The sequence below is a fragment of the Congzhengia minquanensis genome (assembly GCF_014384785.1).
GTDB classification, from domain to species: domain Bacteria; phylum Bacillota; class Clostridia; order UBA1381; family UBA9506; genus Congzhengia; species Congzhengia minquanensis.
The window spans coordinates 405,821-430,978 of the sequence record NZ_JACRSU010000001.1 but is presented as its reverse complement, the minus strand read 5'-3'; the positions used below and the strand labels follow the sequence as shown (position 1 = coordinate 430,978).

General features: G+C 47.4%; 16 protein-coding genes and 1 riboswitch. Of the genes, 11 read left to right on the top strand and 5 right to left on the bottom strand.

Translation table 11 applies throughout. From position 1 onward, the window contains the following. Window positions 1-60: 60 nt before the first annotated feature. The 6 genes from gpmI to carB all read left to right on the top strand — a co-directional run bounded on the left by gpmI (window position 61) and on the right by carB (window position 8,038). Window positions 61-1,590 (top strand): 2,3-bisphosphoglycerate-independent phosphoglycerate mutase, encoded by a 1,530-nt coding sequence (gpmI, locus tag H8698_RS02030; protein WP_249310963.1) that lies wholly within the window; start codon window positions 61-63, stop codon window positions 1,588-1,590. 85 nt (window positions 1,591-1,675) lie between these two features. After that, on the top strand, window positions 1,676-2,986 hold the full coding sequence (eno, locus tag H8698_RS02025; RefSeq protein ID WP_249310962.1) for a phosphopyruvate hydratase: 1,311 nt from the start codon (window positions 1,676-1,678) through the stop codon (window positions 2,984-2,986). Between the two features lie 109 nt (window positions 2,987-3,095). Continuing rightward, window positions 3,096-3,311: a hypothetical protein gene (locus H8698_RS02020; protein ID WP_249310961.1), complete on the top strand. Its 216-nt coding sequence runs from the start codon at window positions 3,096-3,098 to the stop codon at window positions 3,309-3,311. 96 nt (window positions 3,312-3,407) lie between these two features. Next, entirely contained in the window at window positions 3,408-3,575 is a 168-nt protein-coding gene (locus H8698_RS02015) for a DUF1540 domain-containing protein (protein WP_177680407.1), read from the top strand. Between the two features lie 184 nt (window positions 3,576-3,759). Then, a complete protein-coding gene (carA, locus tag H8698_RS02010) occupies window positions 3,760-4,857 on the top strand; it encodes a glutamine-hydrolyzing carbamoyl-phosphate synthase small subunit (protein ID WP_249310960.1) in 1,098 nt (365 codons plus the stop codon). Further along, on the top strand, window positions 4,850-8,038 hold the full coding sequence (gene carB, locus H8698_RS02005) for a carbamoyl-phosphate synthase large subunit (RefSeq protein ID WP_177680405.1): 3,189 nt from the start codon (window positions 4,850-4,852) through the stop codon (window positions 8,036-8,038). Before carA ends, carB begins: the two co-directional genes overlap by 8 nt. Window positions 8,039-8,091: 53 nt before the next feature. Here carB and thiC read toward each other — a convergent pair whose 3' ends face one another. From thiC to thiM, 5 genes are read right to left on the bottom strand one after another with little or no spacing between them, the layout of a single operon-like run. Further along, entirely contained in the window at window positions 8,092-9,405 is a 1,314-nt protein-coding gene (gene thiC, locus H8698_RS02000; RefSeq protein WP_249310959.1) for a phosphomethylpyrimidine synthase ThiC, read from the bottom strand. 24 nt (window positions 9,406-9,429) lie between these two features. Next, window positions 9,430-10,221 (bottom strand): bifunctional hydroxymethylpyrimidine kinase/phosphomethylpyrimidine kinase, encoded by a 792-nt coding sequence (gene thiD, locus H8698_RS01995; RefSeq protein WP_249310958.1) that lies wholly within the window; start codon window positions 10,219-10,221, stop codon window positions 9,430-9,432. Then, complete coding sequence (locus H8698_RS01990) at window positions 10,218-10,883, bottom strand: HAD family hydrolase (RefSeq protein WP_249310957.1); 666 nt, start codon at window positions 10,881-10,883, stop codon at window positions 10,218-10,220. The genes thiD and H8698_RS01990 overlap by 4 nt, the downstream gene beginning before the upstream one ends. Further along, window positions 10,880-11,521 (bottom strand): thiamine phosphate synthase, encoded by a 642-nt coding sequence (thiE, locus tag H8698_RS01985; RefSeq protein ID WP_249310956.1) that lies wholly within the window; start codon window positions 11,519-11,521, stop codon window positions 10,880-10,882. The genes H8698_RS01990 and thiE overlap by 4 nt, the downstream gene beginning before the upstream one ends. After that, window positions 11,508-12,329 (bottom strand): hydroxyethylthiazole kinase, encoded by an 822-nt coding sequence (thiM, locus tag H8698_RS01980; RefSeq protein WP_249310955.1) that lies wholly within the window; start codon window positions 12,327-12,329, stop codon window positions 11,508-11,510. Before thiM ends, thiE begins: the two co-directional genes overlap by 14 nt. 59 nt (window positions 12,330-12,388) lie before the next feature. Further along, a riboswitch (TPP riboswitch) is annotated at window positions 12,389-12,497 on the bottom strand. A 408-nt stretch (window positions 12,498-12,905) separates the two neighbouring features. On the opposite strand from thiM, the gene H8698_RS01975 reads away from it, so the two are divergent. From H8698_RS01975 to H8698_RS01955, 5 genes are read left to right on the top strand one after another with little or no spacing between them, the layout of a single operon-like run. Beyond that, entirely contained in the window at window positions 12,906-16,607 is a 3,702-nt protein-coding gene (locus H8698_RS01975) for a right-handed parallel beta-helix repeat-containing protein (RefSeq protein ID WP_249310954.1), read from the top strand. A 16-nt stretch (window positions 16,608-16,623) separates the two neighbouring features. Next, entirely contained in the window at window positions 16,624-19,377 is a 2,754-nt protein-coding gene (locus tag H8698_RS01970; RefSeq protein WP_249310953.1) for a hypothetical protein, read from the top strand. Further along, window positions 19,377-20,054, top strand: coding sequence for a hypothetical protein (locus tag H8698_RS01965; RefSeq protein ID WP_177680178.1), 678 nt, complete (start codon window positions 19,377-19,379; stop codon window positions 20,052-20,054). The genes H8698_RS01970 and H8698_RS01965 overlap by 1 nt, the downstream gene beginning before the upstream one ends. 30 nt (window positions 20,055-20,084) lie before the next feature. Further along, window positions 20,085-21,881, top strand: a complete 1,797-nt coding sequence (locus H8698_RS01960; RefSeq protein WP_249310952.1) for an S-layer homology domain-containing protein — start codon at window positions 20,085-20,087, stop codon at window positions 21,879-21,881. Window positions 21,882-21,908: 27 nt separating this feature from the next. Further along, window positions 21,909-25,109, top strand: coding sequence for a discoidin domain-containing protein (locus H8698_RS01955; protein WP_249310951.1), 3,201 nt, complete (start codon window positions 21,909-21,911; stop codon window positions 25,107-25,109). Window positions 25,110-25,158: the final 49 nt, after the last annotated feature.

Here is a 25,158-nt window from a genome sequence, read left to right as displayed (position 1 = left end):
AAAATGGCAAAGAGGCTGCTTTTTGCAGCCTCTTTCATAAAGGAACAGGATGGTAAATCAATGAAAAAACCTTTGTTATTATGTATTATGGACGGTTTTGGCATAAACCCTGCGGATAAGGGCAACGCCATTAAAATGGCAAAAACGCCAAACCTGGACAAATTGTTTTTAAACTATCCCCACACGCAGCTTTCAGCCAGCGGAATGGCGGTGGGCCTTCCCGACGGGCAGATGGGAAACTCTGAGGTGGGACACACCAACATGGGCGCAGGGCGTATCGTTTATCAGGAACTGACACGTATTACAAAATCCATTCAGGACGGCGACTTTTTTGAAAACGAAGCTCTTGTGGGTGCGGTGGAACATGCGAAGAAAAACGGCACTGCACTGCATATTATGGGCCTGGTATCCAACGGCGGTGTGCACAGTCACAACTCCCACATTTATGCCGTTGCCGAGCTTGCAAAACGTAAGGGCCTGGAAAAGGTGTTCGTTCACTGCTTTTTAGACGGGCGCGATGTGCCCCCTTCCTCCGGCAAAGAGTTCGTGGAGCAGATGGCGGAAGAGCTTAAAAAAATTGGCGTGGGCAAAATTGCCACGGTGATGGGCCGCTACTACGCCATGGACAGGGACAACCGCTGGGACAGGGTGGAAAAAGCATACCGCGCAATGGTAGCAGGCGAAGGCAATACAGATATTTGCCCCGTGTCCGCCGTGGAAAAATCCTATGCGGCTGATGTAACTGACGAGTTTGTAATCCCCACAGTTATTACGGAAAACGGAGCACCGGTTGCTACCGTTTCAGAGGGCGACAGCGTGATTTTTGCAAACTTCCGTCCCGACCGGGCACGCCAAATTACCCGTGCCTTTGTTGACCCTGATTTTAATGGCTTTGAACGCAAATTTTTTCCGCTGTATTTTGTGTGCATGACACAGTATGACAAGACAATGCCCAACGTGGAGGTTGCGTTTAAACCCCAGATTTTAACCAACACCCTGGGCGAATATTTGAGTAAGCATGGTTTAAAACAGCTGAGAATTGCCGAAACGGAAAAATATGCCCATGTGACATTTTTCTTTAACGGCGGGGTAGAAAAGGTGTCGGAAGGGGAAGACCGGGCGCTGATTAATTCACCCAAAGTTGCAACCTACGACCTACAGCCGGAAATGAGCGCGCCGGAGGTGACCGACACGCTGATGAAAAAACTTGACAGCGGCGATTTAGACGTTGTGATTTTAAACTATGCAAACTGCGACATGGTGGGCCACACCGGCGTGATTGAAAGTGCTGTAAAAGCGGTTGAAACCGTTGACGCCTGCATAGGAAAGGTGACAGACAAAATTCTTTCTATGGGCGGTGCAATGCTGGTGACTGCTGACCACGGCAATGCAGACCAGATGATTGACCCTGAAACCGGCGGTGCGTTTACGGCACACACCACGTTCCCGGTTCCGTTTATTGTTATCGGCTGCGGAGACGTGAAACTCCGCTCCGGCGGCGTGCTGGCAGACATTGCCCCGACGATGCTGGATATTTTGGAGCTTGAAAAACCTGCCGAAATGACGGGAACAAGTATTATAGAAAAATAATAGAAAGCATCATATTTTTTGGCTTTAATGCACACTCTATAGTATAGAGTGTGCATTTTTATTTTTTTAAAATTGGAGGCAGAATATGAAAAATTATATTGAAATTACAGATGTGTATGCAAGAGAGATTTTAGATTCCAGAGGCAATCCCACCGTTGAAGCGTGCGTCTGCACGGAAGACGGCGTGTGCGCCCGGGCGTCTGTGCCGTCCGGCGCATCTACTGGCGCGTTTGAGGCGGTGGAACTGCGGGATAAAGACGAGTCGCGCTACAAAGGGCTGGGTGTGAAAAACGCCGTTTCCAACGTAAACAACGAAATTGCCGACGAAATTATAGGTTTAAATGTGTTAGACCAGAGGGATATTGACCGAAAAATGATAAAATTAGATGGCACGGACAACAAGTCGCGCTTAGGCGCCAACGCCATTTTAGGCGTGTCGCTGGCGGCGGCAAAGGCAGCAACGGCATCGTTGGGCACCAGCCTTTATAACTATATAGGCGGTGCTAACGCCCATGTTTTGCCGGTGCCCATGATGAATATTTTAAACGGCGGCAAGCACGCCGACAACAGCGTGAATCTGCAGGAATTTATGATTATGCCCACAGGTGCATGCTGCTTTTCGGAGGCACTTCGCATGTGCGCCGAGGTGTTTCACAGCTTAAAGGGCGTGCTGAAATCGAAAAACTATTCCACAGCGGTGGGTGATGAGGGCGGTTTTGCGCCAAATCTGAAAAACGACGAAGACGCGCTGGCGCTGATTTGCGAGGCAATTGAAAAGGCAAACTTTGTTCCCGGAGACGACTTTCAGATTGCGATGGACGCGGCGGCCACCGAACTGTTTGAAGAAGCGAAAAAACAAGGGCGCGACGGTTATTATTTCTGGAAAACCGATGTGTTTAAAACGCGGGATGAAATGATAAAATACTGGGAAAAGCTTGCTTCCGACTACCCAATTATCTCTTTAGAAGATGGCTTATCCGAGGAGGACTGGGACGGCTGGAAGGACTTGACCAGTGCCTTGGGAAATAAAATTCAGCTCGTGGGCGACGACCTGTTTGTAACCAACACTCAGCGGCTGGAGCGGGGAATAAAGAACGGTGTGGGCAACTCCATTTTAATTAAAGTGAATCAAATCGGTACCTTAACCGAAACGTTAGACGCCATTGAAATGGCAAACCGTGCTGGTTACACAGCTGTGACATCTCACAGGAGCGGTGAAACAGAAGACACCACCATTGCAGACATTGCCGTTGCCACAAATTCAGGTCAGATTAAAACCGGCGCGCCGTCACGCACAGACAGAGTCTGCAAATATAACCGTTTGCTGCGCATTGAAGAGGAACTGAGCGGCAGTGCTTGTTTTCTTGGAAAACGTGCATTTTTTAACTTGATGTAATCAAAATGTAATATAATTGACACATTGTGTAATATATGTGTTACAAAGTGTGACTTTTTGTTGACTTTGTCCCGGTAGTGTGATAAACTAATATCCGGGGTGAGAAATTATGAATTTATGTGTTAGTGGTGAAAATGAATTTGACATTTATTACGTATTAAAAATTTTAACCGGCTGCGAGGAGAAATATTTCTTTTCGCCCAGGCTGTTTGTTCATGACATTGGCCTTGCAAAAAAGTTTAATACACTCAGAAGCGTACGTCGGAGTGTAAAGCTTTGCGGGATTGACCAATATCAGGTTGAAAAATTTAAACGTGCAAATTAACAAAATTATACTGTTTAAAACGCTTATATTCTGCATACACTATTTTTAAGGACACAAACGTTTTTGTGTGCTTTAAAAATAGGAGGTTGTTTGAATATGAGTTGTAAAGCAAATTCATCCATTAAATGTACCGTATCACAGTGCGAATACCACTGTGACGACCAAAACTACTGTACGCTTGACAGCATACAGGTAGGAACGCATGAAAGCAATCCGACCATGTGCGAGTGCACGGATTGTGAATCGTTCACAAAAAAACGCTAAATAAAAATTAGCGAAAATGCGCAGACAGAGGGTTTTTAACCCTCTGTCTGTTTTTTTGCCAAAACCAATTTTCTTTGTTGACTTTTATTTTCTGCGGTGATATAATTTAAATAATAAGTTTAAATAGGGTAACTATGAAATCCGCTGAAATAAGCAGAAATTTATGAGGAAAAAGGAGCGGCATATGGAAAAAAATTTCGACAGAAAAATTGTCTTTGAAGACGGCAAGGAATACTATGGATATGGCTTTGGCGCGAACTGCGACAGGGTGTGCGAAATTGTGTTCAACACCTCAATGGTGGGGTATCAGGAGATTATTTCCGACCCATCTTATACCTATCAGCTGGTGGTAATGACCTATCCTTTAATCGGGAACTATGGCATTGCAGACGAAGATTTTGAAACGAAGGTGCCCACCATCGGCGGCTTGGTGGTGCGGGACTATAACGACATGCCCAGCAATTTCCGCTACACAAAAACGTTGTCTGAGATTTTGGAGGAAAACGGAATTCCGGGAATTTACGGCGTGGACACCAGAATGATTACGCGTTCAATTCGCGACTTTGGCAGCAGAAAGGCGTTTATTACCGACGCTTCCACCGCCAAGGAGGACGCTTTGAAAATTTTATCGAGCGTTGACATTCCGAAGGACGCAGTGGCAAAGGTGAGCTGCAAAAAGCGGTGGTATTCCAGAACGTCTAACCACAAATATAACGTGGTGGCAATTGACTGTGGAATTAAATTAAACATTATCCGCAGCTTAAACAGCTGCGGGTGCAACGTAACCGTTGTGCCGTATAACACCACGGCGGACGAAATTGATTTTATGAAGCCCGACGGTGTGTTTTTGTCAAACGGGCCTGGCGACCCTGAAAATGTGCTGCCCGTCATTGAAACGGTGAAAAAGCTTAGAGGGAAATATCCCATATTCGGCATTTGCTTAGGACATCAGATAATCAGCCTTGCCTACGGAGCCCAAACTTATAAGCTTAAGTTTGGGCACCGGGGCGGAAACCATCCGGTGAAAAATTTGAAAAACGGCAAAATTGAAATTACCAGCCAAAACCACAGCTATGCCGTGGATTTAACCTCGCTGGAACAGACGCCTCTCACTCCAACCCACATCAATCTGTTAGACCAGACGGTGGAAGGCTTAGAATGTGAAAAGGACAGGCTGTTTTCTGTGCAGTATCACCCGGAAAGCGCCCCCGGCCCCCAGGACAGCACCTATCTGTTCGGCCGGTTTATCGACTTAATGAAGGAGGCGAACGGCAATGCCTAAAAGAAGTGATATTAAAAAGGTTTTGGTTATTGGCTCCGGCCCAATTGTAATCGGCCAGGCCGCAGAGTTCGACTATGCGGGCACCCAGGCGTGCCTTGCCTTAAAAGAAGAGGGATACGAGGTGGTTTTGGCAAACTCAAACCCCGCAACCATTATGACCGATACCTCCATTGCGGATAAGGTATATATGGAGCCGTTAAACCTTGAATATATGGCAAAAATCCTGCGCTATGAGCGGCCGGACGCAATCGTTCCGGGAATTGGCGGACAAACGGGTCTTAATATTGCCATGCAGCTTGCAAAAAAAGGCGTTTTAGCCGAGTGTCAGGTGGAGCTTTTGGGAACGTCCAGCGAAAGTATTGAGCGGGCGGAGGACAGAGAACTGTTTAAAGAGCTGTGTGAAGAATTGGGCGAGCCGGTGCTGCCGTCGGTGATTACCCACACTATTGACGAGGCAAAATCGGCGGCGGAAGAGATTGGATATCCGGTAGTGCTTCGTCCTGCGTTTACGCTGGGCGGCACAGGCGGCGGCTTTGCCGACGATGAGGAAGAACTTTGCGAAATTATGAAAAACGCCTTAAAGCTTTCCCCTGTGGGACAGGTCTTGGTAGAGAAAAGCATTAAGGGCTATAAGGAAATTGAATATGAGGTAATGCGCGACAAAAACGACACCGCCATTACTATTTGTAACATGGAAAATTTAGACCCTGTGGGCATACATACGGGGGATTCGATTGTAGTCGCCCCCAGCCAGACGCTGACGAACAAGGAATATCACATGCTCCGCGACAGTGCGCTGAAAATTATTCGGGCATTAAAAGTAGAGGGCGGCTGTAACGTGCAGTTTGCATTAGACCCCCAGTCGTTTCAATATTATGTAATTGAGGTAAATCCCAGGGTGTCAAGGTCGTCGGCTTTGGCATCGAAAGCCAGCGGTTACCCAATCGCAAGGGTTTCAGCTAAAATTGCCGTGGGCATGACCTTAGACGAAATTATGATTGCGAATACCCCCGCGTCGTTTGAGCCCACGCTGGATTACGTGGTAACCAAAATGCCCCGGTTCCCCTTTGACAAGTTTACCCAGGCGTCGAATAAGCTTTCTACCCAAATGAAAGCCACAGGCGAGGTTATGGCCATAGGCCGGACAATGGAGGAAAGTCTGCTGAAAGCAACCAGGTCTTTGGAAATCGGCGTGTGCCACATTTACATGTCAAAATTTGACAAGAGCAAAATGTCGGTAGACGATTTGATGAAATATATTGAAGAGGGCACGGACGACCGGATTTATGCCATTGCCCAGCTCATGTATTTGGGCGTGGACCACTCAAGAATTTGCAACGTGACGCAAATTGATATGTTTTTCTTAGATAAAATTAAAAACATTGTGGATTTTGAAAAGGTACTAGAACAGCCCGAAAGCGTTGGAAACATCGACCTGCTTTACAAGGCAAAGAAAATGGGATTCTGCGACAAATATATCGCCCATCTCTGGCAGATGACAGAGGACGACGTGTTTGAAATGCGAAAAAAACACAACATGTTTCCGGTGTATAAAATGATTGACACCTGCGCCAGCGAGTTTGACAGCTATATTCCATATTTTTACTCCACCTATGAGGAGGAGAACGAGTCAATCGTGTCAGATAAAGCGAAAATTATTGTTTTAGGCTCCGGCCCTATCCGAATCGGGCAGGGCGTTGAGTTCGACTATTCCACGGTGCATGCAGTGAAAACCATTAAGGAAAGCGGAATAGAGTCTATCATCATCAATAATAATCCTGAAACCGTTTCCACAGACTACACCACCTCCGATAAGCTGTATTTCGAGCCGCTTACCGTTGAGGACGTTATGAATATTATTGAACTGGAAAAACCCATGGGCGTTATCGCATCTTTAGGTGGGCAGACGGCTATTAACCTTGCCGAGCCTTTAAAGAAACGGGGCGTTAAGCTCATTGGAACAGACTGTGACGCAATTGAGCGGGCCGAAAACAGGGACTCTTTTGAAAAAATTATGGAGGAACTGGAAATTCCCCAGCCAAACGGGAAAGCCGTGACCAAAATGGAGGACGGAATTCGTGCGGCAGAGGAGATCGGCTATCCTGTATTGGTGCGTCCCAGCTATGTTTTGGGCGGCAGGGCAATGGAGATTGTGGCGGACGAAGAAGGTTTGCGCCACTACCTGAAAACCGCCGTTGAAATTGATGAGGACAAGCCAGTGCTGGTGGATAAATACATCATCGGAAAAGAAGTTGAGGTAGACGCGGTTTGCGACGGGACAGACGTGTTCGTTCCGGGCATTATGGAACACGTGGAGCGTACGGGAATCCACTCCGGCGACTCAATTTCCGTTTACCCTACGTTCAGCATTTCAAAAGAAGTGAAAAACGTTATCTTGGATTACACAAAACGTTTGGGGCTGGGCATCGGCATCATCGGGCTTTACAACATTCAGTTCATTGTGGACAAGGAAGATAACGTTTATGTAATAGAGGTTAACCCCCGTTCCTCAAGAACAGTGCCGTTTTTGTCGAAATCCACAGGCTATCAGCTTGCAGACATTGCCACGCTGGTTATTTTGGGAAAATCTTTAAAGGAACAGGGCTTTACCTCCATTTACCCCGAAGAGAAAAAGTGGTGGTATGTAAAAGCGCCGGCGTTCTCGTTCTCGAAAATCCGCGGACTTGACGCATATCTTTCACCAGAAATGAAATCCACCGGCGAGGCCATTGGTTACGACAAATCCTTAACCCGTGCGCTGTATAAGGCCTTACAGGCTTCTGACATGCACGTGGTGAACTATGGTACGGTTTTCGTTACCATTGCCGACAAGGATAAGAACGAAGCGCTTCCGCTCATCAAGCGGTTTTACAATTTGGGCTTTAACATCGAAGCAACACATGGCACTGCGAAGTTCTTAAAAGAAAACGGCATCAGAACCAGGGAACGCACCAGCGGCGAAGGGGACGACGGTATTTTCGACTCTATGCGCAAAGGCTATGTAACCTATGTAATCAACACCAAAGACATTAACGCAAAAACTCACGAAACCGACGGCTATCAGCTCAGGCGCTGTGCGGTAGAAAACAACATTACCATGTTTACTGCCTTAGACACCGTCCGCGTATTTTTAGACGTTTTAGAAGAAGTAACCATTACCATTTCAACAATTGACAATTGACGTTTGAAACAAAAGCCCCGTGCAAAATAGCACGGGGCTTTGTTGTTTATTTTTTATTTTTCCGAGCAAAACTCCACTTTTTTTCCTTCTAAAATCATGTTGGTGGTGCGTACGGCACACATTTTGCCGCACATGGAGCAGGTGTGACGGTCGGCTGGAGGCGTGCTTTCAAAATATTCCCTGGCTTTTTCACCGTCAATGGCAAGGTCAAACATCTTGTCCCAGTCCACTTCATGCCGGGCCTTTGCCATTTCTTTGTCCAAATCCCTGGCATGGGGGATTTTTTTTGCAATGTCCGCTGCATGGGCCGCAATTTTGCTTGCAATAATGCCCTCTTTCACGTCTGCCAAATCCGGCAGGCGCAGGTGCTCCGCCGGGGTGACATAACAAAGAAAATCTGCGCCGCTGGCCGCCGCAATCGCGCCGCCAATGGCCGAGGTAATGTGGTCGTAGCCCGGGGCAATGTCGGTTACCAGCGGGCCTAACACATAAAACGGCGCGCCGTGGCAAAGCCGCTTTTGCAGCTTCATATTGGCGGCAATTTCATCCATTGCCATGTGTCCGGGCCCTTCCACCATCACCTGCACGTCCTTGTCCCAGGCACGTTTGGTTAAGTTTCCAAGCTCAATCAGTTCTGCAATCTGTCCCGCATCGGTGGCGTCGTCAATGCAGCCGGGGCGCAGCGCGTCCCCTAAGCTGACAGTTACGTCAAACTCACGCAAAATTTCCAGCACCTCGTCGTAATATTCAAAAAACGGATTTTCGTTGCCCGTCATTTCCATCCAGGCAAACAACAGAGAGCCGCCCCGGGAAACAATGTTCATTTTCCGTCCCTCACGGCGAAATGCTTCCACGCACCGACGGTTTATTCCGGCGTGAATGGTCATAAAATCCACGCCTTCTTCCGCATGGGCACGTACGACCCTTAAAAAATCCTTTGCGGTAATTTCCAGCAAATCTTTTTCCAAATACCCAATGGCGTCATACATGGGCACCGTGCCAATCATGGCCGGGCACGTTTTAATCAGCGCCCGGCGAAAGGTGTTGGTCTTGCCGTAGTTGCTTAAATCCATAATGGCCTCGGCGCCGAATTTCACTGCCATGTTTACCTTTTGCATTTCCACATCATAGTTTTTGCAGTCCCCGGAAATTCCCAGGTTTACGTTAATTTTGGTCTTCAGGCCAGAGCCGATACCCTCTGCCGAAAGGGACGTGTGGTTCACATTGGCCGGAATGGCAACCTGCCCCTTTGCCACAAGCTCCAAAAGCTTTTCCGGTTCCATGCATTCCTTTTCTGCAACCGTTTTCATTTCCGGCGTGATAATTCCGCGCTTTGCGGCTTCCATTTGTGTTTTATATTCGCGCATTCTAATGAAACCTCTCTTTCCAAATTAAAAGTTACCCTCAATGGCAAAAGCAAGGTTTAAAGGACCGGAACCAATCCCCAAATCCAGATTCGCTTCCAGCGCGCCTGTGATATAGCGTTTCGCCTTTTTTACCGAAGTGTTTAAATCAAACCCCTTTGCTAAATTCGAGCAGATGGCGCTGGACAGCGTGCAGCCCGTTCCGTGTGTATTTTTGGTTTCAATCCGACCTGCATGAAACCACGTTGGCCCGCTTTGTTGATACAGCAGGTCGTCTGCGTCGTTCTCGCTATGTCCGCCTTTTAAAAGCACCGCGCAGCCATAGGCGCCCAGAATGGCCTGTGACGCTTGCTCCATGTCGATTTTTGACCGGATTTTTAAACCGCTCAAAATTTCTGCTTCAAACAGATTGGGCGTCACAACGGTGCAGTTTGGCAGCAGCCGTTCTTTTAACGCGGTCACGGCGCTTTCGCTGGAAAGGCTTGCGCCGCTTGTTGCAACCATCACCGGGTCTAAAACAATGTTTTTTGCACCGTATTCTGATAGCTTTTCCGCAATGGTTTCAATCAGTTCTTTGTTTGAAACCATTCCAATTTTCACCGCGTCGGGTGGAATATCGGTAAAGACACAGTCAAGCTGGTCTGCCAAAAACGTGGGCGGAACCTCAAAAATGCCTTTCACACCTGTGGTGTTTTGGGCAGTTAAGGCCGTAACGGCGCTCATGGCATAAACGCCGTGGGCCGTCATGGTTTTTATGTCCGCCTGAATTCCTGCGCCGCCGGAGGAGTCGCTTCCGGCAATGGTCAATGCTGTTTTCATAATTCGCTTTCCCCCTCAAATCTGCTGACCAAAACGCCTTCATACGAAGGCAGATATACGTCGCAGACAGACTGAATTTCTTCCTGGTCGGAAATGCTCGACGGATCAAACACACCGCAAATCCGAAAACCTGCCGCTTTCGCTGTTTTCATGGCATAAAGCCCGTCTTCAAACACCCAGGTGGAGGATATATCTGTTCCCATATGCACCTGGGCGGCATAGAAGATGTCGGGCCGGTCCTTTCCCGCGCCAATCTCGGTGCTGGTAAAAACACGGCGGAACAGCTTGTCAATCCCAAGCCGGGAAAATGCCGCTTCAATCATGCCGCGCTGGCTCAGGCTTGCCGCTGTAATTGGAATACCCCGAGCGTGTAAGCTTAATAAAAGCGAATGAACGCCTGCTTTCATCGGCACCTTGTTTTCATAAAATTTTTGAATCATGCCGTTAATTTCAGTTATAATTTCTTCAGGGGAGCGGGGCAGAGCATATTTTTGTTTTAAGTAATCCGCGGCCTCCGGCATGGTCATAGTAAACATAACTCGGTTTAAATTGGGTTCTGCCTCAATTCCCTTTTGCTGCAAATAGATGCGTCCAATGTTGTCCCACATGGGCATGGAGTCTAAAATGGTGCCGTCTACATCAAAGATTGCGCCTTCAATCATTGCTCCGTCATCCTTTCCGTTAAAGTACGAAGCTGTTTTGTTGCGGCAGTGATATCCTGCTGCGCAAAAATCGCGCTGATAACTGCAATGCCGCAAACGCCGCTACCATTAAGCTTTGCCACGTTTTGCGGCCCAATTCCGCCAATGGCGATAACGGGAATGTTTACTGCTGCGCAAATGGCCTTTAGCGTATCTATGCCAACATCCTCCGCATCGTCCTTCGAGCCGGTGGGAAACACTGCGCCCACACCCAGATAGTCCGCTCCGCGGGCCTGGGCCAAAAGTGCCTGTTCCACGGTCTGGGCCGACACACCAACAATTTTCCCGCTGCCCAAAAATTCCCGGACAGAGCCGGTTTCCATGTCACTTTGTCCCACATGCACGCCGTCAGCGTCAATTTCCTTTGCCAACGCCACGTTGTCGTTAATTACAAAAGGTACGCTAAATTTTTTGCACAGTGCTTTTACCTCCAGCGCCTCGGCTAAAAATGCGTCGTGGTCTAAGTGCTTTTCCCGAAGCTGAACAAAAGTTGCGCCGCCTTTTAAGGCCATTTCAACCTGCTTTGCCAGCGTATCTGTTCCCAGCCAGCTTCTGTCCGTCACAGCGTAGAGCAGCAGGCTTTTTTTATCGAATTTCATAGTTTGCTCCTTTGTTCAGTTCTTCACTCGTCATGTTATAAATTGCGTCGATAATTCTGTTTCTGTAGGTGGAGTTTCCGTCGGCCTTTTCCATGTTGGCAAATCCGATTTCTCCGGCAAGCCCCATGGTGCAGACAGCGGCAGCTGCGGCCTCTAACGGGTTCTCAGGATTCGCGACCAAAAACGCGGCGAGCATGCCGGAAAGCTGACAGCCCGTGCCTGTAATTTTGCTCATTTCAGGCCTGCCGTTTTTTATTATATAGCAGGTTTTAGCGTCTGCTACCAAATCAGTGGCGCCGGTTACGGCAATAATCGTGTTCCGTTCCTTTGCCAGCTGTTTCACAAATGCAACTGCGCTGTCTAAGTTGTTATCGTCAACTGCGTCGGCGCTGTCAGCGTCCACACCTTTTGTGCTTCCGCTTCCTGCGGAAAGGGTTTTAATTTCTGAAATGTTGCCCCGAATTGCGTCGAACTTTATTGTATCCGCCAAATCCAGAGCGGTTTTTGTGCGAAGGGCAGATGCGCCTGCGCCAACCGGGTCTAACACAACCTTGTGTCCCAGCTCGTTGGCCTTTTTACCCGCCGCAAACATGGCGGCAATGGTGTTTTTATTCAGCGTTCCAATGTTAATGTTCAGACCGCCGCAAATCGACGTGATGTCGGACACGTCGTCAATTTCGTCCGACATAATTGGGCTGCCCCCGCAGGCCAGCAAAACGTTTGCCACGTCGTTAACGGTGACATAGTTTGTAATGTTGTGCACCAAAGGCACGGTTTTTCGTACATTTTCAAGACAGTTTCCCAGCATAATGTAAAATCTCCTTTGTTAAAAAAATAAAAAAGCGTATATACCAGCAAGTATATACGCTAAAAGAAACCATATATCCCTACGTTGGCATTATCCAAATCAGGTTGTGGGTCAAAGCAACACAGCTTACTCTCAGCCCGCTTTGCGCGAGCCCCCCATTTTTTATTCTATTCGACTTTCAGTATAGCACAGTGCGGCTTGAAAATCAATCCTTAAAACGGGAATTTTTAATTGGTTTTTCTGACAAAATATGTGAAATTGTGCCAAAATTGGCAGAATGAAAGAAACCTTAACTCTTTTGGTGAATTTTTATGATATTATTGTATTTCAAACATGCACTTTTGTATTATCTGTAGAAAAACGTATTGAAAATAGCAAATAAATATGGTATAGTAATAAACAATATTGGGCAAAGGAGTACTCCTTTGTTTGCATGTATACATGCAAACAACTTCTGCTTTGCTGACATAGAAAATTATAAGGAGGAAAAGAAGAGAGAAAAGCATCGCATTTTACGGCAGAAACAAAAAATATAAAAGAATTTTATCATCGTACAGAAGGAAAGAGAGGAAAAAAATGCGGAGATTGTGGATAAGTTTCTTATCATTCTTTATCATTGCCGCTGTGCTGCCCGTATTAGCTTTTGGGGAAAATACGGAATCTTCGGCATGGAAAGAATTTTATGTTTCGGCAGGTGCGCCTGCCGGCGGAAACGGAACGAAGAGCTCTCCCTTTGCAACGGTGGAACAGGCGCGCGACGCAGTACGCGCCGTATCAGACGGAATGCAGGGAGATATTATCGTAAACATTGGCCCGGGAAATTATTATCTGGAAAATACCATCGATTTTACATCTGTAGATTCCGGTAAAAACGGATACCGGGTAATTTACCGCGGCGAGGGGCAGCCTGTGCTGTCCGGCGGCAGAACGATTTCAGGCTTCTCGCCGGTGCCTGGGTCTGCAAACCTTTGGCAGGCAAAAGCGGAAGGCTTTGAGCGAATCCGTGAACTTTATGTAGGCGGCAGAAAGGCCGACATTGCAAGCAGCGAGCACGACATGGTTGGAACTAACATCTATCAGGCTCCCGGCTCGCGCTATTCAAGCGATGGGTTCTATGTTTCTAAAAAGGATCTGGGCATTTATGAGAATGCCGAAGACATAGAAATGAAATGGGCCCAAGGCTGGGTTACCGCGATTTGCCATGTAGATTCTATTTTGCAGGATCCGGCAAAGGCAGACCAGGTTATTGTAAAAATGCAGCAGAGCTGGTGGGACATTCAAACGGTAACCGGCGGCATGTATGGTTTAGGTGCAAAATTTAACCGGCCGTTTGTCGTTCAGAACGCCATGGAGCTTTTGGACAGGCCCGGCGAATTTTATTATAACCGTAAAACACAAATGCTTTATTATATGCCCCGTGAGGGAGAAAATATGGTGCAGGCCCAGGTCATTGCGCCGAAGCTGGAGAAGCTTGTGCGTGTCACAGGCGACACAAATGGAGATAAGGCAAAAAATATCAGTTTTGAGGGCATTAAATTTGCGCACACCACCTGGCACTATCCAGGCGAGGCGGGCATTCTGCTTTACCAGCAGCAAAAATTAAACCAGTATACAGACTTTTTCGATTATATTCCCGGTGCAATTGAGGTGAACCGCGGCGATGGAATAGCTTTTGAAGATAACACTTTCTTTGGGTTTGCCTCTTCTGGATTAGTGTTGGAAAATGCGGTAGAAAACACCGTTGTGAACGGAAACGCATTTTCAGATATCGGAAACGCGGGTATCGTTTCAGGACGGGCCTACCACGGTGGAAACGACGGAATTGTAAACAGCAGCAAAAACAATCGACCGTCTGAAACGGCACAGTGGAATTTAATTAACGGGTCGGAGCGGCTTACCGCATCGTATTACGGCCCGGATCAAGACCACACGCTGTCTGCAGTATTGGGTAGTCAGTTCTGGGTCGATTCGGAAAAATATCCATACGGCGTCACTTGGTCGGGAGACCCCGACGCTCCGGCTCAGGGAGAAAGAACCTGGCTTCGCTATGATTTTGACAAACCTTATTCCATTGACAAAATCGTGCTTGCCTTTGATCCGGCGGCAGTGAGCAAGCCTCAAAGAAGCGGATTTGAAATCTTGCTATCCAACGACAGAACCTTTGCCGACTATGAAACTATTGCGGTGCAAACGTCGCCGGCAGATCATGTTGCGGCTTACCCCGTTAACACAAAAGAGAAATACCGCTACATGATGATTCGTACCACTGATGCCACAAGCTTTGCACTTTCAGGCGCCTGGGCGTTTACGCCGGACGTAAAGCTGGAAGCTGTGGCGCAGATTAACAAAAACAACACGGTTTCAAATAACTATTTGACCAGAGTGGACGACACGATTTACGGCGGCGGCGGAATCAGCGGCAATTATAATGAAGCTTTAAGTATTCTGCACAACGAAATTTATGAAGTGCCATATTCCGGAATTGCCAGCGGCTGGGGTTGGAACATGACAAACAGAGGAACGAAAAATAATAATATTTCACATAACCTGATTGTGGACGCCTGCCAGTATTTAAGCGACGGCGGCGGCATTTATACACTTTCCGACCAGAACGGCTCGAAAGTGACCAATAACTATGTGAAAAATCTTTTTACCGGAAACGCTTCATTCTATCCGGACGAGGGTTCTTCCAATTCAACCTGGGATAACAACGTGCAGGAGGACGCTTTTTTAAACTGGCACGTCTGGACGGACACCATTCAGAACAACACAATGAGCAACACCTACGGCACCCATGACGCTGTGCGTTACCGCGGCGTGAACAACCAGTTCGACCCGGTGAAGGTCTTCCTTCCGGGACAGCCCGGGGAAGAGGCATATACGGTAATTCAAAACGCCGGCCTTGAACCTGGTTATGAAAAGCTGCGTGAACGGGTTCCTGCGGGCAAGCTGCGTCTTCCGGACGAGCGGTCGCGGTATCTTGATATCCTTGAGGGCGGTTTGATTGACACCAACATTCTGTCGCTGAACAAAGTAGCGGAAAATGTGCTGAATAACGGTTCTTTCGGCAATTTGCCGGGACAGTATCCAATAAAATTCCGCTATCAGCTGCAAACCGCCTATGAAAATATGAATTCTGCGGGAATGGCAGATAAACTTGAACGTATGATTGAACTGCGCAATGTAATAAACGACACAAGCAGCGCTTTTTATCGGATGGACTTAAAAGACATGCTGGCGTTTTGTCAATCGGCGCTGGAAAATGCAAAGGTTTCGGTAGATGGGGAGGACCTCTCCGACGCAGTATGCATTAAAATTTTAAACGGCGCGGTAACAGGCCGTGTGCTTGATACCTATCCGGCACAAAGCGTGCAGGAGTTTGCCACGGAATTTAAGGCAATGAAACAAGAGGCGGAAACCGCGAAAACCGATGCAGAGCAGCTTCGGTTAGTAATTCGCTTAGAAGAGGCTTACAGCAAGTTTGCAAACGCGAAATACGACGCGGGTATCGCCTATGTTCATGCGGCGGCAGCCACGCGGACAGAGATTGACCGCGATAGCCACACTGCAACGCTTTACGTTCCGTTCGGAACAGATTTGTCGTCGGTTAAACTGGAGGTAACGCCTTCAGGCAGCGCCATTATTGCAGCACAAACTGACAAAGCAGACCTTACAAAGGACTTTAAGCTTCCGGTTTATTGCAAAGAAGCACAGCGCTATGAATTTTGGACGGTCCGCGCAGTTGAAGGTGACCCGGAGCAGGCTGACGGCTGGGCAACCTTTTCGGCGCAGGAGAACTGCGTAACGGCAATGCCTAGCGGCGGAACACTGCTGACTGCAGGAAAAGTACCTTATATGAACAAACTTGCGGCACAAGACGGCGAAACGCTTCAAATAAAGTTCCGGCCCATAACGTCTAACGATGTGAACAGTTTTTCTGTTTTGTTTGGTGCGAACCGTTCAGACGTTAAAACTAACTGTATGAATTTAGGTGACAGCCGCCTGCAAATTGATGTTTCCGGCAATGCAGGAACGCTTTATGAAGTGATATCCGGTGTGAAAACAAAGCTGACTGCAGTGGCATTCCCGGTAAAATATAACGCAGAGAACACGCTGGAACTAAAACTTTCAAGACAAGACGGCAGAACACAGGCAGTTGTAACATTAAACGGCGCAGTTGTGGCGAACACATTTACAAATCTGAATTATGCCGGTGGATATGCAGGCTTTGACAATTCCGATTTCGGAATTGAAATAGTGAATTTCAAAAAATATTAAGGAGGGACTTTATTTCATGAAAAAGTTTTTCAGTTTATTTTTAACTTTTGCGATGATGCTATCAATGAGTATCCTCGCTGTCGCAGAAGAGCCGGTCAATGTGGCGCTGGGCAAGAATATTACACCAGACGGAGAATATACAAATGCCGGTGCATATAACAACATGACAGATGGCGATGTTAATACCATGGGTGCCCTTATCGGCGGCGACCCGGCTGTAGAGTTTAGCCTGACAATGGATTTAGAGAAGGTTTACAGCATCAGCCGCATTGAGCTGGTTGCGCGTGCAGGAGATTCTGCGGCTTATGACTTAGATGCAGTAACCGTTTCCGGTGTGACAGAAGCTGGTGCATTAGAAGAAATCTGTACAACGCCTCCCCGCTGGGAAAACAAGATCACCGGCGGCCAGGTATGGGGCTATGATTTGCCTCAGACAAAAAATTACCGTTATTTAAAACTCAGCGGCGCATCAATTGCTGCTTTTGCCTGCGCAGAATGGCGCGCTTTCGGAACAGAAGCGTCAACCGAGCCGCCTGTGACGGAAGCAACAAACGTTGCACAGGGTAAGCAGCTCACCCCGGATGCGGACTATACCTTGATTGACAGCCTGGATAAGTTAATAGACGGCGACATCAGCACACGCGGTGGTATCAAGCAAACGCCGGGCGTTGATTATGAATACGGTATGACCATAGACTTGGAAAAAACTTACAGCATTTCGCGCGTTGAACTGGTATGTCATGAATGGGGTACAAACTGGAATATGTATGCCATCACCGTTTCTGGTGTGACAGAATCCGGCGACGTTGAAGAAATTTGCATCTCGCCGGCACACTGGACCGGGGAAATTACCGCCGGTACCGTGTGGGGATTTGATTTGCCTGCAGTGAAAAATTACCGCAAATTGAGACTCAGCGGTGTGTGCTTAGGTGCCGTTTCAGATCTTTTCTTTGCAGAGTTCCGGGCATTTGGAACAGAACCGTCTACCGAACCGCCTGTAACGGAAGTAACAAATGTTTCACAGGGCAAAGTTGCAACTGTTGCTGGAGAATATCAGAATCACGGCTGTACAATCGACAGAATGACAGACGGCGATACAAATACCTTTGCTGCAATTGCAAGCCTTACTGCCGATCCCTTTGAATTTAATGCTGTGCTGGATTTAGAAAAATTGTACAGTGTCAGCAAAATTGAAGTGACGGCACGCGCCGCAGCTTCTGGATTTGCCGCAAGCGACCTTTCAAATATGGCAATTTCCGGCGGAAAAACGTTAGACAGCATGGAACCTATCTGCAACACGCCGGGTTCATGGGAAGTAAATGCAATGAAAGCCGGTGAAACCTGGACATTTGAATTGCCGAAAGAAAAGAATTACCAGTTTATTTCCATCAGTGGAAGTGTTGATGATGTATATATGTTTGCCTGCGCGGAATTCAGCGTGTTTGGAAAAGAGCCGTCAACAGAACCTCCCATTGAGGAAGATAGCAATGTTGCACTGAACAAAGATATGAGTTGGGAAGGCGATTTAGACTTTTTAAGTAACTTAGAAGCATTCGGCCCTGCAAAAATGGTGGACGGAGATACCGCTACATTTACAGCGTTTGGCGGAAAAGAAGGCGGCACGCCCTATGAACTGCGTGTTGATTTAGGCGATTATTATGACGTCAGCAAAATTGAATTGGAAGCCCGTGCAAAAATTGATACGGGCTGGGAGCTGGGAGGTGTTACCATCTCGGGCAGTACCACGAAAGTTCCTGCCGCGCAAATGACTGCGCTTACAACAGTCCCCGGTGGAATTGATGCGATTGAGGATGGAGAAATCATTCAATACACACCGGAAACGCCGCAGCGGTTCCGCTACATCACCCTTTCGGGCACAACACCGGGAAACTACATGTTTGCCTGCGCAGAACTGCGCGTGTTCGGTAAAAAGGCAAATGTTCCCGAGGCAACAGATGTGAACATTGCAGCAGGCAAGCCGGTTACATACACCGAGGGCTTGAAATTTTATAACGAAGAAAACGGCGGCGGTTTTGAAGCAAAAAATATAAATGATGGAAACGAAGCAACGGCAGCTTTGGCATTTGCTCCTGCAAGCGGAACCTATTTTTATAAAATTGACCTTTTAAACTTCTATGACATCAGCGCTTTAGAACTTCCCTCCCGTACGGAAGTGCAGGGTTGGTCGGCTTATGACCTGGGGAATATCACCCTTTTGGGCAGCGTTGCTAACCTGCCGGTAGCGCAGATGGAAACTATTTCTGCAACGCCTGCGGCAAACGAAGGCGGCGTACCGGAAGGCACAACCTGGAGATATGAACTTCCCGCAGCAAAAAAATATCGCTATATTGCGATTCAGATTACCGGTCCGGCAGACTACCCGAGTTATATCAAGGAAATTCGTGTGCTCTCAAAAGCGGAAACCGATTTCGGCCAGTGGAACATTACGGAAAAAGAAAGCGGCACTACGGCGGAAACAATTGAAGCAGGAAAAACCTATTCCGCTTCAGTTTCTATCACAAACTATGCACGACTGGAAACCTCTGACTTTGTGATGATTCTTGCCGGTTATGACGCAGACGGATTTATGACAGCGGTTCGCTGTGCTAAAACGCCTGTTCCGGACGTGGGAACCTCAGGACCGCTGAGCGCAGAAATAACGCTGCCCACAGGCACGGTTCGCTTCAGTGCGGTGCTGGTGGATGGTTTCAATAACGCAATGATGGTTGTAGACTCCAAAGACTTATTTGCAGCAGAGGGGGCAGAATAATGAAAATAAAACGGTGTGCGTTAATTTTCCTATTTGCTTTTACGTTACTCTTCTCAGGGGTTTCTGCAGTGCATGCCGAGGCTCCGGCGTTTAACCTGACCTATGACAAAACATCCGACTCCTTTTTCGTAAGGGGAGAGGCAGAAGCGGGCTCACGCGTTCTGCTTTTGGTATATTCGCCAATGTATGAAGGCGCTTTTATTGAAGATTTATATTACATGGATGCAAAAAATGATGTAAACGGCGCATATGAATTCTGTGTAAAAATGAAAGACGAGTGTCCGCTGGGAACCTACACTTTCCGTGTCAGCGTGAACGGCGTAGAAGTCGGCTCCGCAGAAGATGAATATGTCTGGCCGAATAACAGCGACAGCAACATCCGCCGGTTTCTGTTTGACCAGAAAATGACCCCGGGTGGTTCTATCAGCGCAGTGGCTGTTTTAAAAGGCAACATGGAGAAAGAGCCGGTTATCCTCATTGCACTTTATGAAGATAACATGCTGAAAGAAGTGAAAACAGGAAGCGTAGTGCGCTCTGAAAATGGTGAAACAGAACTGCGCGCAACACTTTCTAATCTGCCGGAGTCAGTTTCTGGCTGTACGGTGAAAGCATTTTTACTCAAGGATTTAGGAAGCATAGAACCCATGATACGCGGCCTTTGCACCAAAGGCAACTAATTGGAACAGCTTCCGGATGGAGGACAAATTATGAGACTAAGGAGCTTGATTGCGGTTTTGCTTGCCACGGCATTGATGGGGTTTGTGTGTCCCGCGTTTGCGGAAAATGAAACAGACCTTGCGTCTGCGCTTACATTTCATTCGCAGGACGGAGCAATTACCATCAGCGGAACAGCGGGAACCGGCCAGGCAGTTGTTCCGGGAAGCCGGATACAGCTGTTAGTAGTCAACCCGGGATTTGATATTACAAAAAATCTTACAGAAACGGAAATGGAACAGGCTATTCGGTTTGCAGATAGCCGTGTTGGACTTGTGAATGACTTAAACAAACCTGCTCCCTTTTTCTTCACGTTTCGCATCACAGACCAAATGCCGTTTGGTGTTTATCAGATTATTATAACGGTCACGGCCCCCGGCGGCACTGTATCAAAGGCGGAATTCAGCTATAAAAATACCGACCCGGACATTATTCGTCAGTGTACGGAAGCGTTTCGCACAGTCAGCCAGGAACAGTTTGCGGCGGTTCTTCGCAAATACAGCGAAGAAACAGACACGCTGAACCTTTCGTCAGTTCCGGAAATTTCAGGCAAGGAAGACAGCTTCGGCGCAGCTTTTGTTCTGGCACGCAGTGCAGGCGAAGCAGGGCTTTTAGACAAAGCTCCGCAGCAAATTGCCACGCTTGACGATGTTTATGCCTGCCTGAAAGTCGCAGTTGTGTTTGACGCGGCAGCGAAAAAAGACAAAAAAGCGCTGATATCTGCAATTGACAAATACGGCATGCTAATGCCTGCCATTTTCGGAGAAATGACCAATGCGGACAAAGCGGCCGAAGTTATCGGCAAACTTACCTTGCCGGCTGACAGTGCGGAGAAGTTCTGTACCCAGCTGCAAAAGGGTATTTATCTTTCTGTGATTTGGAACGGTACATATGCTGATGTGAGCAATATGCTTTCGTGCCATGCCGATGTGCTGGGTGTGGACACAGAGGCAATTCGAAAGCTTAACGTGACGTTTGATGAGATTGCGCCCTATGTGGACACAAAAAGCATTGACAATTATTTAGACGGCATGGGCGACTATATTCTTTCAATCGCAGAGGAGATTGCGAAGAATAAGGGCAATTCTGATGATAATTCAGGCGGTAGTTCGGGCGGAAGCTCCGGCGGTGGTGGTTCCGGCGGCGGCTCTGGAAACAAAAACGGCGGGACGTATAACCGTCCGATAACAGATAATTCTAAAGACCCTGTTGAGCCGGATACACCCCCAGTAGATAACCGGCCGGAGTTTGGCGATCTTGACAGCGTGCCATGGGCGCAGGAGGCAATTTATGACCTTGCAGAGCAGGGGATTGTCGCTGGCGTGGACAGTAAAAGCTTTGAACCAAACAGGCAGATAACTCGGGAAGAATTTGTAAAGCTGATTACCTGCGCATTTAAACTTCCGGCAGGCACAGCCGACATGGCGTTTTCAGACTGCGCGCCGTCGGATTGGTTCTATCCGTATGTTGCTGCCGCATTTTCCAGTGGACTGATCAATGGTATCAGCGACGCGGAATTCGGTACAGGCAGAAATATTACCCGCCAGGATATGGTGGTAATTTGTCTGAAGCTGTTGGAAATGAATGAAAAATTGCCTACGGTAACTGAAGAACTGCAGTTTGCAGACAGCGAGGCTGTCAGCGAATATGCATTAGCAGCCGTGCAGTCGCTCAGCATGATTGGCATAGTCGGTGGCTACGATGACGGAAGATTCGGTCCGCAGGACGGTACCACAAGAGCACAGGCGGCGGTTGTTTTATCGCGGCTTATGAATTATATCGAACAATAGCGGCGAAAAGGAGGATACAATAAAACCATGAAAAGAATAATGACAATCCTGCTCTGTGCGCTGCTTTGCGTTCCAATGATGGGCACTTTGGAAGTCAGTGCCGCAGTGAATGTGGCGGCTGGAAAAACCGCTATGGCCAGTTCTTATTTCGGCGAGAATTATGTGCCGGAAATGGCAACGGACGGCGATTTAAACACAGCTTGGTCAATGGGCAGTGAAATTTTAACGGGGAAAAGGGGCGGCTATGAATATATCGGTGTTGACCTCGGCGCCCCTTATTATATCAGTGAAATTCGTGCATATTCTCGTCAGGACTTCGACCAGCCGGCAGACCGTCAGGGCTGGCTGATTCAGGTTTCCAACGACCCGAAATTCGAAACCACGGTCGATGTTGGAAGAAGGTTGGAAGCCGGGGAGTTTAAGAGCCATACTGCAGTGAAAGTTGAGCTTGCGGACGCATATCGGTATGTTCGTGTTGTAAGCCCCAGTTATTTTGTTGTGGCAGAAATTGAAGTGTTCGGCGAAATGGCGGAAGCGGGCGGTCTGCGGAACTTTACTGATATAGACGACCCCGCCGACGTTGGGCCGGTTCAGCTTTTGCAGTATTTAGGCATTATGCAGGGCGTTTCGAACACAAAGTTTGCGCCTTATAATCTTTTGACAAGGTCAGAGGCCACAAAAATTGCAGTTGGAATTGCGGGAATTGACAACGCTGCAGAAACAGACGAAATATTTGCAGACGTCCCGCGGGAACACTGGGCAAATCCCTGGATTACGGCTGGCGTTCGCACCGGACAGGTCAGCCGCGACGCTCTGTTTCGGCCCGACGATTATGTAACAACCACAGAGTTTTTAAAGCTTCTGCTTTCAGCCATGGGCTACACTCCGCGGTATGTGGCGAAGGGCGGCTATCCGGCGGGAATCATTTCCGTATCTGATGAGTTAAAGCTACTTCGGGGCACCGGGGCAGAGTATGGCGAGCCACTGAATCGAATCAGCGCCGCTTACGTAATATACAATGGTTTAAAATCGGAAGTTTTGTCAATGGACACGCTTTATCCCGATGGCGCTGTGAAATATGAAAAGGATGAAACACTGATGGAGGCGCGTTACCGCTGTACATTGGAAAGCGGGCTCGTAACAGCAAACTGTGTCACGACTCTGACCGCACCAACTAAAATGAGCGACGGATGTGTGCAGATTGATTATAAAAAGTATGTTGACGCAACTGATTCGGTGCAGCATTATTTAGGACAGCGGATTTATTATTTGACTGAGATTGATGATAAAGATACGATCCAATTGTTCTGGGCGGATACGCAGAAAAACATGATAACCACCGTTCGCACAGGAAGCATGGAGAAACTGTTGGATGGAAGCTTATCCTATTGGAAAGACGGATACCGGGAAAACATAAAATGGAAAACCGGCGTTAGTGTTTTATTAAATGGCGTGGCGTTTCCAGGTTGGAAATTGGATGATTTAAAACCTGAAAACGGTTATTTAGAATTTATAGACAACAACGGTGATCTTATTGCGGATGTGGTTAAAATTTTCCGTCCGGAGGTCATTGTTTTGGATACAGCCTCTAACGAAGATGGTTATGTAAGTTTAAACGGTATGAATGGTGTACGCATTAAAGCGGAAACACCGGATTATTTTGTTGTGAAAAATCAGGGACGAAACAGCGATATTTCCGCAATGTCCCAATATGATGCGGTTTATGCATACCAGTCTGAAGATAAGCGAAGCCTCATTGTTGATTTTGCATCAAACCAAATTACCGGTGTAGCTGAGGAACTGTCGGATGAAAGCATAAAGATTGATGGAACAGTTCGCGGCGTATCGCAGTATTTTAGAACACATCGCGGCGAAATGGAGGGTCTTTTAACAGGTGATGAAAGAACTTTTGTGTTCGACGTGTACGACGATTTGCTTTGGGTGCGCAATGCCGATTTTGAAAATCAGAAAGAAACGCTAGGTTTAATTGTGGGATTTTCAGAGCAGGGTATGGATGAACTTGATGTTCGTATTTTTGACCAATATGGAAAATTTGTGGTTTTCCCGGTTGCACAAAAGCTTAAGGTTGATGGAATGCAATTAAAAAGACAGAACTTTCGAGACAGCGTGGAGAAGGAAAACTATCTGAATCTGTTTGTGCGCTATCGCACCAATGCAGAGGGTGAAATCAACTTCCTAGACACAGAGCGTTATTATCCTGAGTTAGAGCCAGATTCACGCATGGTGAAGTCTGATGTTGAAGTTCTGCCGTCTCACGAATATATTATGGGCGTCAACGGCATTTATGACCGAAATATGATGAAGCTGCCTGTTATGAGCAATACACTGGCATTTGAAATTCCAACGACGGACAGTTATGTGAATGCAGAGGCAGATTTTGAAATGTATTTCCGTGCTGGAACCATTTCTCAAATTTTTCCCAATCAAAATCCCATTGAGGGCAAATCGGCATATTATGGGCAGGACGAATTTGGTTTCCCGGCGTTTGTTGTGCTTTATACCGAGCGTCAAACAATTATGGGTGGATCGCTCACTTCCATTAATAACGATAATGCTCCCGGCATTGTGGTGGATAAGGCGGTGTCTTGTGTAGATGAAGACGGCTCCACGGCATTAAAACTATATGGTTACGATATTTCAACCGGTAAGGCTGCAGAGCAGATTATTCCGTCCACCATTGAGAACATGTATGACTCTTTTCTGATTCAGCAAGAGCATCCGGAATGGCTCAGTGACAGATGGATGCTGAAACCTTCAGCGTTCGGAGAGGGAATTGAAAATTATATCCGTCCGGTTAACGCAATTGGACATGGTGATATTGTTCGTTACCAGTCCAGCGGAGAAAAAGTTGTTGCCTTGGAACGGGTATTCGATTTTCAGGACGAGCCGATCGAATCGTATTCTTCGGCAGACGGCAGCTTCTATAATGCGGGAACGAACCCCAACTGGCCGTTTACTGCGTTTAAGCTGCTATACGGGAATATGACGTCAATCAGCGAGAATAAGCTGAGCATGAACACTTCCAGCGGTAACAGTGAAACGTTTGTGTTCGATGAAATCCCCACGTTGTTATACGTCACCGGAGATAAAATTATCAAAAAACCGATTGCTTCACTTCATTCTCTACTGGAAGAAGATACGAGGGTGATGCTGTATACGCAGAGGTCGCAGCACCTTGCGGTAGTCGTTTATGATTACGCAGATTAGAATGTCGGCACAATTCTTTTCAAAATAAAAAATACCGGTGAGAGCAAAC

Excerpts from the sequence above, each read along its gene's own strand:
- gpmI (WP_249310963.1), top strand. The coding sequence starts at position 61 with ATGAAAAAACCTTTGTTATTATGTATTATGGACGGTTTTGGCATAAAC.
- eno (WP_249310962.1), top strand. The coding sequence starts at position 1,676 with ATGAAAAATTATATTGAAATTACAGATGTGTATGCAAGAGAGATTTTA.
- H8698_RS02020 (WP_249310961.1), top strand. The coding sequence starts at position 3,096 with ATGAATTTATGTGTTAGTGGTGAAAATGAATTTGACATTTATTACGTA.
- H8698_RS02015 (WP_177680407.1), top strand. The coding sequence starts at position 3,408 with ATGAGTTGTAAAGCAAATTCATCCATTAAATGTACCGTATCACAGTGC.
- carA (WP_249310960.1), top strand. The coding sequence starts at position 3,760 with ATGGAAAAAAATTTCGACAGAAAAATTGTCTTTGAAGACGGCAAGGAA.
- carB (WP_177680405.1), top strand. The coding sequence starts at position 4,850 with ATGCCTAAAAGAAGTGATATTAAAAAGGTTTTGGTTATTGGCTCCGGC.
- thiC (WP_249310959.1), bottom strand. The coding sequence starts at position 9,405 with ATGCGCGAATATAAAACACAAATGGAAGCCGCAAAGCGCGGAATTATC.
- thiD (WP_249310958.1), bottom strand. The coding sequence starts at position 10,221 with ATGAAAACAGCATTGACCATTGCCGGAAGCGACTCCTCCGGCGGCGCA.
- H8698_RS01990 (WP_249310957.1), bottom strand. The coding sequence starts at position 10,883 with ATGATTGAAGGCGCAATCTTTGATGTAGACGGCACCATTTTAGACTCC.
- thiE (WP_249310956.1), bottom strand. The coding sequence starts at position 11,521 with ATGAAATTCGATAAAAAAAGCCTGCTGCTCTACGCTGTGACGGACAGA.
- thiM (WP_249310955.1), bottom strand. The coding sequence starts at position 12,329 with ATGCTGGGAAACTGTCTTGAAAATGTACGAAAAACCGTGCCTTTGGTG.
- H8698_RS01975 (WP_249310954.1), top strand. The coding sequence starts at position 12,906 with ATGCGGAGATTGTGGATAAGTTTCTTATCATTCTTTATCATTGCCGCT.
- H8698_RS01970 (WP_249310953.1), top strand. The coding sequence starts at position 16,624 with ATGAAAAAGTTTTTCAGTTTATTTTTAACTTTTGCGATGATGCTATCA.
- H8698_RS01965 (WP_177680178.1), top strand. The coding sequence starts at position 19,377 with ATGAAAATAAAACGGTGTGCGTTAATTTTCCTATTTGCTTTTACGTTA.
- H8698_RS01960 (WP_249310952.1), top strand. The coding sequence starts at position 20,085 with ATGAGACTAAGGAGCTTGATTGCGGTTTTGCTTGCCACGGCATTGATG.
- H8698_RS01955 (WP_249310951.1), top strand. The coding sequence starts at position 21,909 with ATGAAAAGAATAATGACAATCCTGCTCTGTGCGCTGCTTTGCGTTCCA.